This window comes from bacterium (genome assembly GCA_021372535.1).
In the GTDB taxonomy this organism is placed as follows: Bacteria; Latescibacterota; Latescibacteria; order Latescibacterales; family Latescibacteraceae; genus JAFGMP01.
The window spans coordinates 1-14,034 of sequence record JAJFUH010000106.1; the positions used below are offsets into that span (position 1 = coordinate 1).

Annotated in this window: 10 protein-coding genes; all 10 read right to left on the reverse strand. The window is 52.3% G+C overall.

Going from position 1 to position 14,034, the window contains the following annotated elements; all coding sequences use genetic code 11:
* The coding region (gene infC, locus LLG96_09570) for a translation initiation factor IF-3 (protein ID MCE5250453.1) at positions 1 to 341 on the reverse strand (341 nt) is incomplete at its 3' end.
* A 139-nt stretch (positions 342 to 480) separates the two neighbouring features.
* Positions 481 to 2,391, reverse strand: a complete 1,911-nt coding sequence (gene thrS, locus LLG96_09575; GenBank protein ID MCE5250454.1) for a threonine--tRNA ligase — start codon at positions 2,389 to 2,391, stop codon at positions 481 to 483.
* 480 nt (positions 2,392 to 2,871) lie between these two features.
* The gene (locus LLG96_09580) at positions 2,872 to 4,236 is read right to left on the reverse strand and encodes a neutral/alkaline non-lysosomal ceramidase N-terminal domain-containing protein (GenBank protein MCE5250455.1); all 1,365 of its coding nucleotides are present in this window, start codon (positions 4,234 to 4,236) and stop codon (positions 2,872 to 2,874) included.
* Positions 4,237 to 4,351: 115 nt separating this feature from the next.
* Positions 4,352 to 5,560, reverse strand: coding sequence for a DegT/DnrJ/EryC1/StrS family aminotransferase (locus LLG96_09585; protein MCE5250456.1), 1,209 nt, complete (start codon positions 5,558 to 5,560; stop codon positions 4,352 to 4,354).
* Positions 5,561 to 5,914: 354 nt separating this feature from the next.
* Positions 5,915 to 6,229, reverse strand: a complete 315-nt coding sequence (gene rhaM, locus LLG96_09590; GenBank protein ID MCE5250457.1) for an L-rhamnose mutarotase — start codon at positions 6,227 to 6,229, stop codon at positions 5,915 to 5,917.
* A gap of 26 nt (positions 6,230 to 6,255) precedes the next feature.
* Positions 6,256 to 7,509 (reverse strand): L-rhamnose isomerase, encoded by a 1,254-nt coding sequence (locus LLG96_09595; GenBank protein ID MCE5250458.1) that lies wholly within the window; start codon positions 7,507 to 7,509, stop codon positions 6,256 to 6,258.
* A gap of 251 nt (positions 7,510 to 7,760) precedes the next feature.
* Positions 7,761 to 9,341, reverse strand: a complete 1,581-nt coding sequence (locus LLG96_09600) for a hypothetical protein (protein ID MCE5250459.1) — start codon at positions 9,339 to 9,341, stop codon at positions 7,761 to 7,763.
* Positions 9,342 to 9,490: 149 nt separating this feature from the next.
* Positions 9,491 to 12,235, reverse strand: a complete 2,745-nt coding sequence (locus LLG96_09605; protein MCE5250460.1) for a glycoside hydrolase family 78 protein — start codon at positions 12,233 to 12,235, stop codon at positions 9,491 to 9,493.
* 189 nt (positions 12,236 to 12,424) lie between these two features.
* Complete coding sequence (locus LLG96_09610) at positions 12,425 to 12,601, reverse strand: hypothetical protein (GenBank protein ID MCE5250461.1); 177 nt, start codon at positions 12,599 to 12,601, stop codon at positions 12,425 to 12,427.
* 28 nt (positions 12,602 to 12,629) lie between these two features.
* On the reverse strand, positions 12,630 to 13,997 hold the full coding sequence (locus LLG96_09615) for a hypothetical protein (protein ID MCE5250462.1): 1,368 nt from the start codon (positions 13,995 to 13,997) through the stop codon (positions 12,630 to 12,632).
* Between the last annotated feature and the right edge of the window lie 37 nt (positions 13,998 to 14,034).

Here is a 14,034-nt window from a genome sequence, read left to right on the forward strand (position 1 = left end):
TCGGAAATTTCTGACCGCATCTTGATTTCCTTCACATGAACAACATGCCGGTTCTTTCGGGCGCCCCGGGCTTTTTTGGACAATTCATACTTGAATTTTCCATAGTCCATTACACGGCAGACCGGCGGCTTGGCGGTTGGCGAAACCTCAACCAGATCAAGCCCTGCTTCTTCGGCGAACCGTAAGGCATCATTGATTGGTACTATGCCGACCTGTTTCCCCTCGTCATCGATTAACCGTATGGGGGAAACCCGGATTTGGTTATTTACTCTAACCTGTTTTTCGCTGATTGGGTAACCTCCTGTCTCATTGTTTTTTAAAAGCGTGGTGGAAAACCACATGTCTGGATTCAGGCGGTCAAAGGTCTGCAGGAAGTACCGATCCCCGATTAATAACTCGGGGACATGTTTACATGCCTTTGACAGCAACAAAGCAATACATTTCATTGTCGGGCGTCAGAAAAACTTATTCACCGCCCTCTTAATCCCTCGACTTTTCCGCGTTTTCTTTCAATATGCGCGCGATTATTTCTTCCGCCGCCACGACACCGATGTCTCCTGCGCTTCGTTTTCTCACGGCAACTGCGCCGGATTCGACCTCGCGCTGGCCGATAACGAGCATATAAGGGATTTTCATTTCTTCGGCGTCACGGATTTTACGGTTGACCTTTTCGTTTCGACTATCCAGCTCTGTACGGAGCCCTTCAGCGCGCATACGGTCGGTGAGGATTCGCGCATATTCATGTTGCGCGTCGGTAATCGGGAGAACGATCACCTGCACGGGCGAAAGCCACAGGGGAAACGCTCCGGCATAATGCTCGACGAGCCCGCCGATAAACCGCTCCATCGATCCGAGCACAACACGGTGAATCATAACCACTCTATGTTCATTTCCATCTTTCTCGATGTAATTGATATCGAACCGGTCGGCGAGGTTGAAATCAACCTGTATGGTCGGACCCTGCCAGAGTCTTCCCAGAACATCCCTGAGCTTTATGTCAATCTTGGGGCCATAGAATACCCCCTCGCCCGGATCGATCTCGTAAGTGACACCGGCCTGTTCGAGCGCCTCTTTCAGCGAGGCGGTGGCATTCTCCCATGATTCTTCGTTTCCGAGGGACTTTTCCGGCCTCGTTGACAGGTATGCGGCAAAATCATACCCGAAAACATCCATGAGCTCGATGACGAAATTGAGCACACCGACAACCTCGTCGACAACCTGATCCGGAGTACAGAATATATGCGAATCGTCCTGTGTGAATCCCCGAACCCTCAACATGCCGTGGAGAACACCCGAACGCTCGTACCGGTATACCGTACCGAGTTCGCAGAGCCTTATGGGAAGGTCACGGTACGATCTCATCCGCGACTGGAAAATCTTTATGTGTCCGGGACAGTTCATGGGCTTCACATAGTACGGCATCCCGTCGATGTCCATGGGCGAATACATGTTCTCCGCATAGTTATCGAGGTGGCCTGACCGCATAAAGATACGTTCCGACGCTATGTGGGGAGTGAAAACGATTTCATATCCCCGTTTCCGGTGTTCGCTGCGCCAGTAGTTCTCAATGACTTCCCTGATGACAGACCCTTTCGGATGCCAGAGAATCAGGCCCGCGCCGATTTCTTCATCCACACTGAACAGATCGAGTTTCGCGCCGAGCAGACGGTGGTCGCGTTTTTTCACCTCTTCGAGCCATTCGAGCCGTTCCCTGAGCATCTTCGCATCGGGAAACGAAACACCGTAGATACGCTGAAGCATACGGTTTCTCTCGTCGCCGCGCCAGTATGCGCCCGCGGCGCTAAGCAGCTTGAACGCCTTGATCCTGCCGGAAGACGGCAGATGAGGCCCACGGCAGAGATCGGTAAATTCACCGAGCCTGTAGAGGCTGACCGTCTTATCCTCGATAGCATCGGCGAGCTCGACCTTGTAGATTTCGTGCTCTTTCTCAAAGAGGTCAGCGGCTTTCTGTCTGTCGATTTCAACCCGTTCGAAAACGGCATCCTCGCCAATTACAGTCTTCATCTCGGCTTCGATTTTACCGAGGTCTTCCTCCGTAAAAGGCTTGTTTACATCAAAATCATAGTAAAAACCATCATCTATCGCGGGGCCGATGGCAACCTTTACTTCGGGAAACAGCCGTTTCACCGCCGCCGCCATGATATGCGCGGTGGAATGCCAGTATACCTTGCGTCCCTCTTCGTCATCAAAAGTCAGAAAAGTTACCGATACATCCCCCGGAATCTCACGGCTCAGATCATACAGTACGCCGTCAACACGGGCGGCAAGTGCTTTGCGTGCAAATCCCTCACTGATCGCGACGGCGACATCCATAAAAGTGGAACCGTTCTCGAATTCGCGGGCGCTTCCGTCCGGATATGTAATCTTCATGATAGTAAATCCTTGCAGTATGCTTTCGTCCTTCAGTGTTCAATGATGATTTTTCACCATCACCGACTGTCATATAAAGAAAGCATAAGCTATTAATATTATTAAAGAAAAAAAAACGCACCCAGGTATCACAGGGTACGCAGTATAGTCAATTAATATTCACAATGTATTTTCGACTCCCCGTAATTACCGGCCATCATATATTACAACTCTTAATAGGAACTTATAAATTACAACTTTCATATAACTATGTCAAGATGTTTTTATACTGCCTTACCTGTCTTTCATATCTCTTTTTTCCTTAAAGCGTTGTGAAAAACACCATTCGCGTGGATATATGCTGTCAAGTGTCGGCCCAAAGTGCCGATTTACATACCCTGACAGCAACAAAACAACACATTTCATCATGAGGCGCGTAAAAAAAAATTTTTTAACCGCTCTCTTAATCATCCCCGGCTATCGAGCTCCGGGGTATACCTGTTATCGGTTTCCACTGATATTTTTCTTTAATTCAACGAAACCATCGAGTATGACACGTTCCATGTCTTCATGCCAGGGAGCAGGCATATCGCCCATGTAGAAAACCGTTTCCGTCGCTTCATATCCCCCTTCCCTGAGAACATCGGCATCGGGAATATACCCTATATCTCCGTTCGTATAACCGAATGCAAGGGTTGTTCCTCTGCTGAACTGCTGCCTGATTTTTCTGCCCATGTCAGTGAGCAGCTCGCCGGCAATACCGAGAAACCTGAGATCGGGTGCAACCTCAAAAATCGAGAGCGCCAGGTCCATGCTCTTCGGAACGGGGACGCCCTGTTGGATTTTCTTCAGCCAGTGCTCAGCCCATACACGCCTGTACTCCGCCTCGTTTTCAACGATGAACCGGCGGTATGTCGCTGCGTTCCATGTATCATCAAACGGAAGCTGAAATCGTCTGAGCGAAAATCCCATGTCAACATCGAGCGGTTTAAGACCATCTTTGATTGTGGTCTTTACATCGTCGGCAAGCTCTTTTCCGACAACCTCGATATCGTTATAGGTTCCGCTTCTGAAGATGTTACCGTCCGCGACCTGGCGGGGCTTTACATCCCCTGCGGTGCCCTGAAGGAAAATCGAGAGCGCACCATCGAGACCTTCTTCGAGTATTCGCCTCGTAACTCCGGGGAACTCCGCCGAAATCAGGTAATTATCGAACCGCATGGTCGTCGGATGGCATGATGCCCCAAATACAAGGGCTATCGGCCTGCCATCCCTGTCGTTGACCATGATGACAGGACAGCTTCGGTCGGTTTCCTTGCCGGGATTGGGGAAATTCTCATATCCGGTCGCCTCTTTCGAATAGAGACTGACATCCTGAGCCCTCCGGTTGATCCCGATGTATGTTTTGCCGATCCCCCATGATGCACAGGCAGGTTGAAGACTGTCAAGCGCCCTGCCAATTGCTCCGACCGTGGTTTCGATAAATCGTTCCACATACGCTGTATCAGGCAGACAGACCTTTTCTCCGGTACAGAATCCGCTGTTGAAATGTGGACTCATCAGGGGTCCCGCATGGGTGTGGGAACAGTTGACAAACAACTGACCCGGTTCCAGACCGAATCGCTGCCCGGAACGTTTCCATATTTCATCCATCTGCCCGTCGGTAAGACCGAGAAGGTCGATACCGAGAATCACCCCTTTCCTGCCATGACGGGACAGCGCAAGCGCGGTGACGCTCAGCGGATCATGCATTCCCTCACAGCCGTGGTCACGGCCTGCGAAACCCCCAAGCAGACAATTCACCGGAGGTGTTATGTCAGCGCGTGCAGCACCGGCGAGCAGTATATCGTTACTATCGAAAGCCATTACAATTCCTTCCATCAAAACTTTATAACACCGAAAACATAAACTGAGAGAACAGTAATCCCCACCATGACTGTTCAATCACGAAAATGAAACCATATGGAGCAGACGGCATACATCAGAGAAGGTCTTTGCGGTTCTCATAGACTTTTTCTGCTGCACGGACGATATCGAGCGTCTCTTCGGGTTCGGCAAGCAGCACCGTCTGAGGTATGAGAAGCCCCTCTTTTGACGCCTTCTCTGCCTTTGGAAGGAAAAGGCTGCCATAATCGGGATAATTTCCCGGAGGGAGATTTTCTTTCTTTGTCAGCGCCGGCTCGCGGTACAATGGGAAACCGTAGCCGCCGGAGATTGTTATCCCCTCGGCGACCATTGCTTCGAGGAACCTGTCCTTGGAAAGCCCGCCCCATTCTTCACCGATAAAGCGGAGCGCCATGCCGTGGTGGCTCCGACGGGTCGAATTGGAATCCTCCGGCGCCATTGTCCGGATTCCCCCCAGATTCTGCATTTTCTCCCAGAGGAAATCATACGTGCGAATCCGCCGGGCGATGAGGTCTCCCATCCTGCTCAACTGGGCGATGAGAAGCGCCGCCTGAAATTCGGTCATACGTTGATTGGGGGAGATATTTTCCATGTGATACCAGGGCTTTCCCGGCCAGCGCCCGCAGTTCATGAACGACCATGACCGGATGCTCGTTTCCTCATCGTTGGTGAGCACAATCCCGCCCTCGGAGGACTGCATGTTTTTCGTATACTGGAAGCTGAATGTTCCCGCATGACCGATGGCTCCAAGCCCCTTCCCCTTCCACTGTCCACCCCAGCAGTGCGCCGCGTCCTCGATGACAATGAGGTTGTGTTTCTTCGCGATGGCCATGAGACGGTCCATGTCAACCGGGCGGCCGAATACATGAACGGGAAGAATTGCCTTCGTACGGGGAGTTATCGCTTTCTCGACCTGATCCAGGTCCATGTTGAGCGTGTCTTCCTCGACATCGACATACACCGGAATACCGCCCGCGAGGATAATTGCGGTCGTCGTTGCGATGAACGTCATCGGCGTCGTTATGACCTCATCGCCGAAACCGATGCCGAGCGCCTTGACAGCTATAAAGAGCGCCGCTGTCCCGTTACAGCACGCAATTCCGTACCGGGCGCCCTGAAACTCTGCATACAGCCTCTCGAACTCTTCGACCTTTTCTCCGAACCACCATTTCCCGGAATGAAGTACTTCGAGGAGGGCTTCTTCTTCACGTTTATCCCATACTGGCCAGTTATAAAGAGGTTTTGTCCTGATCGGTTTTCCGCCTAAAAGTGCCAGCGCACTCATGATACAGTCCTTTCAAGTGTATTTTTGCGTATAGTGAAGAGTGATGATAATCATTATAATCATACACGGATAATCTTACCTAATAAAACCGTGAATTTTATCACAGTCAAGTAAAATGAGAAAATACTCTCTGTTTTGTTGTATCGTTATTCAATAAATGTACAATTAATTCTTACGATGACAAATTGTCTGAACCGCTGATTACGCTGATGATCCGATTACCATGAAAGAACATTCATGAAATCATGCCGCGACCAATAAATGTAAATCCATGGGGTCCAAATCATGCCAATCTGCAACAGCCTCTGAATCGTTAATAACTATAAACCACAAACTACAAATCTTTGTTAATAATCAATCCATGTGGAACACTTCCCTCAGCGGTTTACAGACCGGGGAATTATCGGGATTGGTGTCCATGATATCGGCCATGTAAGCCCACCATTTCTTGACTATGGGATTATCGGGCAGGCTGTCGGAAGTATTGTCGTCCGTGAGTTTCTGGAATGCGAACAGGGTCAGGGTTTCCTCGTCGAGATAAATGGAATAATCGGATACACCGGCTTTTGCGAGCTCCGCGGAAAGCTCCGGCCATATTTCATCGTGACGGCGTTTGTATTCTTTTTCGAAACCTTCCCTGAGTTTCATGATGAACGCATTTCTTTTCATATAACCTCCTGAAATATTCAGCCCTTTCACACACGTTCCCGTTGGATTTTTTCCTGATAGCCGCTCTCATAATACGCATCGAGCGGAACGGGGTGGAGACCCCGGCGCGTATATGCTTCCATCACCACCGGTGTCGTGTCTGCATGGAGGATTGAGCGCTCGAATTCGGTGTTGGTTCTGATGAGATCGCATGTTTTCTGTACATCCCCGAGGGCAGCGGTATCGATAAGGACCGCTTTGGCGATGGAACGCTTGAGGGCATCGACCGATTTAAGCACCGAGGGAATACGCTGCTCCGTACGGGCCATCTGGTCGAGCGCGAATGCCCAGTTCTTTACCGGATTCGCATTGAAGACGACATCGCCGCTGAGAAGTTCATGAAAGAGCTTTGCCATGTCGTAATCGGCCTGGACAGAATGATCGTCATCGGCAGCATACCGGGTGTTGAAATGAAAACCGCCCCTTATACCAAACTGTATGAGCGTGCCGACAATCTGCTCGATATTCGTGCTGTGATGGTGATGACCCATATCGATGAGAACACCGCCCTTTTCGCCGACAAGCATCGAGAGTTCACGGGCGGTTCCCCAGTCAGGGATCGTTGTACTGTATGTACCGGGCTCGAATACCTTGTATTCAAAAAGTACTATTTCGAGACGTTTTTTCTGATTATCGGGTACTCTGTTCCAGAACTCGACCGTACAGTCGCGCATAAGACCGATCTTTTCCTGAAGCTCACGCTGCCCAGGATAATTCGTCCCGTCGGGGAACCACAGGGACAAAAGACCGTTTCCGAGCTCCGCAGCGATACGGGCGCCGAGTACGGTCTGCGTGATGTACCGTTCACGGACCGATTGTTTCTGCGCGGAAAAACTGCCATCCTCGGACCCGCCGAGAAAATACGTCGGGCAGATCGACCCGACAGCAAGCCCTTCGGCTGCGAGTTCGTCCCTGACCGTCATGGCGCGGTCATAGTCGCCGTTTACACTGTCTCTGCTCAGGAACCAGAGAATATGGAGCCCCACTGTCGGGGTCGACTGGGTGAGACGGTGAATGAGGCCGATATCGCGTGCAACCTCTACGGTCGTACGCGCTGCGCCTCCCGACCCGCCGCCCTCGAAACGGCCTCCTCCTCCAAAGCCCTGCCAGACCTGCCATCCCGGCACCTCGACCATAAAACGCATGGTAAAATCGATCGACCGTTCGACCGCTTCCTCGCCGAACGATGCTTTCAGATAGTCCAGCCCGGCGCTTCTCATCCTGTCATAGTGATGTGACATTGTATTGTTCCTTCCGAATGGTAATGTTGTATTCCGACCTTTTCACAAAAACGTAATGGAACGCGGATTTTCGCGGATCGGACGGTTTTCGCGGATTTGTTTATGTCTCTTTGGGAACGAACGATTAATAATTACTAACGATAGTATAAATAATCTATTATGTCAATTTGTGTCTTTGTGTCTTTGTGGTAAAATATTTTCATGAATAATAATCTGGGCCAATTTTATTCTGACAACAGTGAAATCCTGCTTCACCCGTCACGTAATGCTTTTTCGATTTCTTCCGTGAACCGTTCGCGGTAATGGTCTGTCAGACGTTTTATCTCATCCCCGAAGGGCGGCAGTTTACGGTATGTGACGCCGAGAGAGCACATGTCTACACGGTATGGATGGACGCCCATGCTTGCGGCTTTGCCGACAATGGCGGCGCCGAGTGTGGTGGTTTCGGTAAGACCATGCCCCTCCATGTCAACGAGCGCATACACTCCCCTCCCGGTCACTGTCGCGAGCAACCTGCCAAAATACAGGTCTTTCGCGGCTCCCCCCGTTATGACAACCGGATAGCTCGCATCGCGCGAAATTGCCTCTATCTGGAACGCGGTTGTCAGCGCCGTGGTCAGATTAATCAGAATACAGGCACGTTCGGGATTTTCAAACAGCAACTGCTCGTTGATAATCCTGCCTCTCAGGTTCGGGAACGGCCCGGTCTTGTGACCTGCGGGGCTGATATTGGGGAGGATGAAACAATTCGCCGCCCGGACAGTCTCCTCAAGAAGGCGTTCATCGAGCTCTTCGCAAAAAACGCAGCCACGCTGTTTCATGAGATTCTTCATATATTTGAAATCATGCCCGCCGCCATACCGCGCAGTCACAACCGGCTGACCATCCACTGTCCCCTGCACAATGATGTCACGTTTATACCCGTCGGCAGGAAGATCGACAGAACCGCCTATCTGGGCCACAAGCGTCCAGCTTCCCCCATCGACGTGAATGACCGAAGCAGCCGCCTCATCCTTGAAATCATAGTAATAGGTGGACATGATGGGTATATGCGAGAGGCACGTGTCATGTCCGCCGGGTATGACGAGAAGCTCGCCTGAAACACCGAGCGAAAGCGCCTGTCCGGGGGACATTTTCCCGATTCCCTTGTAAACGAGGCACGGTTCGCCCGGAACCATCTTCCCGAACGACGATATCTTTGCGCTGAGCGAGCTCGGCGTCCCCGGTTTTTCATGTATGTTACGGGCGCCGGCATGGCACATCCAGTAGCTGTGTTCATTTCCGGCGGTTCGCACGACACTCAGGTAATCATCTCCGAGAAAATGGCCGGACAGGAGAGAACCGTATGTGCCGAAACAGGCCGAGCGGTTAAGCACCTCGGGACGTTCCATTTCCTCATAAAGAAACCGCTTGATAAGTGTCAGACTTCCCGGGAAATCTCTTATCGAGCCGGTTTCGAGGAAAAATTCCTCCTCGCTTCCGGCCAGCTCACGGAACCGTTCCTCGACCCTGTCAGGATAACTCTGTGTGTAAGCAAGAGTCAGTCCCCCACCAGGCACCTCGCAGAACGTGTTGTCCTGCCCGACAAGTCCACCCGACGCTCCGCGGGCCACGGGGGCTATCACACGGATTGTCCCCAGGTCTCTGGACAGCTCGCGAATTTTGGTATCAAACCATGCACACTCTTCGGCCGTACAGTTATACTTCAGTCCCTGCACCTCTCTGACAGGTGTTTCGGTGCTTTCCGACATAAGTGTGATCAGGGTATTGAAATCGAGCACTTCGAGCTTGATGTTCGAAGCACCGTCAACGGGAACAACAATCGTGTCCATCGCCTTTATCCTTCATGTATCTCCGCGAAAGCTCATGAACGTATCTTTTACAGCGATCGATACGCTATCACATGAATTACCGTCATCCGGTTTGTAATCCCGCCCGCTGGTTCAACAATATCAAAGATCTTGCCTCATATATTTCACACCTATTTCGAGCGTGTGCTCGCAAACCGGTATGTTCCCGATCCTGCGGAATATACGGCACAGTTATCCTCGTACCGCAGGAATTTCAGTCCTTCGGCCTTGTCGGCCGGTTTACCGCTCTCGGTAACATCGGTGTCCTTATCGGCGGGAACATATATGGTCGCCCCTGTGTTGACCGGAACGGTCACCGTGAGCGAGAATGTGCTGCCATCCCTGCGCCATCCGCTTGCAATGGTCCCCTGAATCGAAGCGTATGTTGCATTGGCGAAATCGAGACCGTCAGGATACGGATGGATGATGAACCGCTTATACCCGGGCACATCGGGATCGAGCCTGATACCAGCAACGAACCGGTACATCCATTCGCCCACTGAGCCGAACGAATAGTGGTTGAACGAATTCATGCCGGGATTCTGGAATCCCTTTTCCTCTGTCCAGCCATCCCACCGCTCCCAGATTGTCGTTGCACCCTGCTTGATCGAATACCCCCATGACGGGAATGTGTCGTTGAGGAAAAGACGGTATGCTACATCGTTGTGGCCCATCATTGACAGTACGGGATTGAGATAGCTGCATCCGACAAATCCGGTAGACAGGTGCCAGTCACGGCTGCTGATATTGTCCACGAGCAACTGCGCCGATTTGGGGCGGATATCCTCAGGAAGCAGGTCCATGTACAGCGCAAGCAGATACGCCGTCTGAGTCTCCCCCTTGACATGACCGTCCGGCGAGACATAATTCTGCTGGAATACGCTCTTAATGTCGTTGAACAGCTTCAGGTACTTTTCCGCATCGGCATCCTTGCCGACAGCCCTTGCCATCCGTGACATGAGCATCGCATCGTACGCCCAGTATGCGGTGGCGAGCAGGTCCTTGGGAGTATCGGCGTTGATGGAAAGCCAGTCACCGTAATTGTTGTTCACCCTGTTTTTACGGATCAGGTCGGGATTTGCCTTCAACAGGAAATCCATCCACCTGGCCATGGCATCATAGTGTTTCCCGATGATACGCGTATCGCCATATACACGGTAGATCGTCCAGGGAACGATAACTCCGGCATCCCCCCATGCAGGAGCGGCCTCCATATTCGGGTTGTCCCTGAGACGGGGTGATGTGTCAGCAAACGCGCCTTCCGGAGACTGGGCATCATCCACATCAACGAGCCATTTCGTGAAAAACGCCGCTACATCCATGTTGAAGGTGGCGGTCCTGCAGAAAATCTGGGCATCACCCATCCAGCCCATCCGCTCATCACGCTGCGGGCAGTCGGTGGGAATGCTGATGAAATTTCCCCGCTGTCCCCATACGGCATTACGAAAGAGCTTGTTGATCATGGGATGAGAGCACTCGAACGTTCCCGCCGGGGGTGTCGTCGAATGAACCACGCACCCGGTAACGGCGTTCATATCGGGAATTCCCGGATACCCGGTCACCTCGATATACTGGAAACCGTGGAAAGTAAAGCGTGGTTCGTACACCTCGTCTCCGCCGCCTTTCAGAATATAGGTGTCCGTGGCTTTAGCGGAACGGAGATTCGTGGTATAGATAGTGCCGTCGGGATTGAGCCGCTCGGCGAACCGAAGCGTCACTTTCGTACCGGCAGCGCCTTTTACCCTGAGCTGCGCCCATCCGGCAATGTTCTGCCCGAGATCGTATACATAGATGCCCTTGACCGGCTCGTTCATGGACACCGGCTTGATCGTTTCGGTCACCTGTACCGGCTGCGATGGCTGTGCCACGAGGGGCGCCTGCGGCTTTTCGACCGTGATAACCGGTTTCCAGGAACTGTCGTCGAAATCGGCGGTGTCCCACCCCGGTATCTCTTTCCGGGCGTCATAATTCTCCCCGTTCAGGATATCATCATCAAGGATGGGGCCGTCCGAACAGCGCCACGTGTCATCGGTCGTTATTATTCCGGTTGTCCCGTCGGCATATTCGATTTCGAGCTGAACGAGCAGGCTGTTCTGGAGACCAAAATAACCGCGATCCTTTCTCCACGCGATATACCCGCTGTACCAGCCGTCACCGAGCATGGCGCCGACTGCATTCTTTCCTTCCCTGACCATAGCCGTAACATCATAGGTCCGGTACTGGATGTGCATGGCATAATCCGTGAATTCCGGTGCAAACACGTCTTTGCCGATCCGGGCGCCGTTCAGAGAGAGCTCGAAGATACCCCGGGCAGTCGCGTACACCGTCGCCTGTTTTACCGGTTTTTCAACAGTAAACGAGGTCCGGAACAATGGCGCAGGAGGCCCGGCAGGACGGTCGCCGGTTTTGGATTGCCTGTCCGGATTCTTTTTCCCTATCCAGGTTCCTTTCCAGTCGTTTTCGTTGAGCAGTCCCATGGTCCAGAGTGCCGGTTCGCTGAACGGGGTCTGCACATCTTTTACATCCCATGCGCACACTTTCCAGTAACAGCGCATCCGAGAGCCAAGTGGAACTCCACCGTATTCAACCTGTGTCGACTGGTCGCTCACAATCTTGCCCGTATCCCAGAGATCGCCGATGTCCTTTAACAGGCTATCCGGGCTCGATGCCACGATAATCCGGTAAGCCTTCTGTATCTGCCCGCGCTGCGAAGATTCGAGAATCCAGCTCAGTCTCGGTTTAACGACATCGATGCCAAGAGGATTTTCAAGATACTCGCACCTCAGTTTCATAACTTTCATATCCGTTACCTTCTTCCCCGAGCAGCCCAGACCGACGATCAGGACTGCCGCTGCAAACACCATCCATGTTCTCATGATACGTTTCCTTGTGGAATTGTTCGATTCAAATCCTTCCGGTAACATGAAACACTTTATAAAACCTTTGAAATAATAAAAAGATCATACTCATAGAGGTCATCAGTTTCTTTCTGCCTAACACAGGAGAAGAATATCATATTATTTTTTTATGGATTTATATCTTAATCACCACTGTAAGACAGCATTCTACACGGATTTTTCCCGGTTCATCCAGAACGGAGCCGTTCCGAACCACATCACCATACCGGCAAACATCATCTGGACATGGAGAACCCATGATATGGCTCCGTACCAGACAAGAAACGCCGGTATCACGGTCAGACAGAGTCCGACAGCGGATACAGCCTGTAACATACGCATCATATGACACCTTCCTTGATTATGAACATCTCTATGCTTTTTTCTGCTCGAACTTGCTCAATATGACATACAGCGCGACAGCGATGAACCAGCCGGGGAGCCCTTTGAAAAAAATCTCGACATCGAGGCTGAACGCAACGGCAAGGGTAACAACCCAGGTTATCGCCGCCGACCAGCTCAACAGGGAGCCGGACCATTCCGCATAATTGCTTCTGAGACCCAGCCGCGGCAGGATCCAAAAATCGGCAAATATTATCGCGCCCATAGGCATGAGCAGAAGACCGTACAGCGCCACAAAATCGAGAAGCCTCATGACGAGCGCGGGAAACAGCGCGGCAAGCGTGGTAACCGCGCCCGCGGCGAGGGTTACTTTCCACCGTTTCCAGTTCGGCGTGGCAACCTGGAGCGCAAGTCCGGCACGGTAGAGGGTGGGATTGGCTGTCGTCCAGCCGGCAATCACCACGCAGACCACTCCGGCGACTCCGGCGCCGAGGTATGCGATCGGTCCCGGCGCAACGGAGCCCGCTGCTGCGGCGCAGAGGATTCCCGATGCGATCCACGCCGTAAAGTGCCCGAGGTACATCCCGAATGCGCTCGCGAAACCGTACTGCCATTTCCGGGCATAGCGGAAGATGGAAAGGTCCGCCATCCCGATATGCATGGCCATGTTACAGAACCACGCGAAAAACATGATATGCCAGAATGTAAATTTCGACTGCCCCTCGAACGGCACGCCAGTCCAGATTTTTTCGTTCGCCACCCGCCAGAAATCTCCGACCGATGTGCAGCCGAGCGTTGGAAGCACCGCGATTCCGGCTGCCACAAAAACGAGGAACATCCACGGCGAACAGACTTTCGCAAAGTGGGACAGCTTTTCGAATCCGAGAATGGCGAGCATGGTTACAAGCGCGCCGACCGCCAGAACCACGATGACCCAGCTTACACTGTTCGGATACCGGTCGCCGAGCTCCGGCATGGGCATTCCGAACGGAAGCCCGACCGCGGTTGCCGCAACCGCGATCATGGCGCCAGCGAGAAAACAGAACATGAGCGCGTTGACAATGCTGTAGACAAAGGTCAGGTACGGTCCGCAGATTTTCCTGAGCAGCCAGTAGAGCGTCAGGCGTGTTCTCACCGCGATGGGTGCGCAGAGAAAAGCCCAGCTCAGGACAGCGAGCAGATTTCCGACCAGCAGTCCAGCAAAAAGATCGGGCGCCGAGACGCCATGCGTAACAAAGAGGGGGCCTATCACAAATTCGGTCCCTGCAACATGTTCTCCGGCGTACATACCGATGAAGTTTCCCGGTCCCTGGAGCTTGTTCTCGGTCACCGGTTCACGGTCGAATTCGTACATTGCATCAAGCCGTTCCACAAGGCCTGACGATGCGGGTTTGGTCATATTCACCTCACACAGTGGTATGAATGCCGTATGTACG

Coding starts and splice junctions, on each gene's coding strand:
- thrS (MCE5250454.1), bottom strand. CDS start 2,391: ATGAAGATTACATATCCGGACGGAAGCGCCCGCGAATTCGAGAACGGT.
- LLG96_09580 (MCE5250455.1), bottom strand. CDS start 4,236: ATGGCTTTCGATAGTAACGATATACTGCTCGCCGGTGCTGCACGCGCT.
- LLG96_09585 (MCE5250456.1), bottom strand. CDS start 5,560: ATGAGTGCGCTGGCACTTTTAGGCGGAAAACCGATCAGGACAAAACCT.
- rhaM (MCE5250457.1), bottom strand. CDS start 6,229: ATGAAAAGAAATGCGTTCATCATGAAACTCAGGGAAGGTTTCGAAAAA.
- LLG96_09595 (MCE5250458.1), bottom strand. CDS start 7,509: ATGTCACATCACTATGACAGGATGAGAAGCGCCGGGCTGGACTATCTG.
- LLG96_09600 (MCE5250459.1), bottom strand. CDS start 9,341: ATGGACACGATTGTTGTTCCCGTTGACGGTGCTTCGAACATCAAGCTC.
- LLG96_09605 (MCE5250460.1), bottom strand. CDS start 12,235: ATGAGAACATGGATGGTGTTTGCAGCGGCAGTCCTGATCGTCGGTCTG.
- LLG96_09610 (MCE5250461.1), bottom strand. CDS start 12,601: ATGATGCGTATGTTACAGGCTGTATCCGCTGTCGGACTCTGTCTGACC.
- LLG96_09615 (MCE5250462.1), bottom strand. CDS start 13,997: ATGACCAAACCCGCATCGTCAGGCCTTGTGGAACGGCTTGATGCAATG.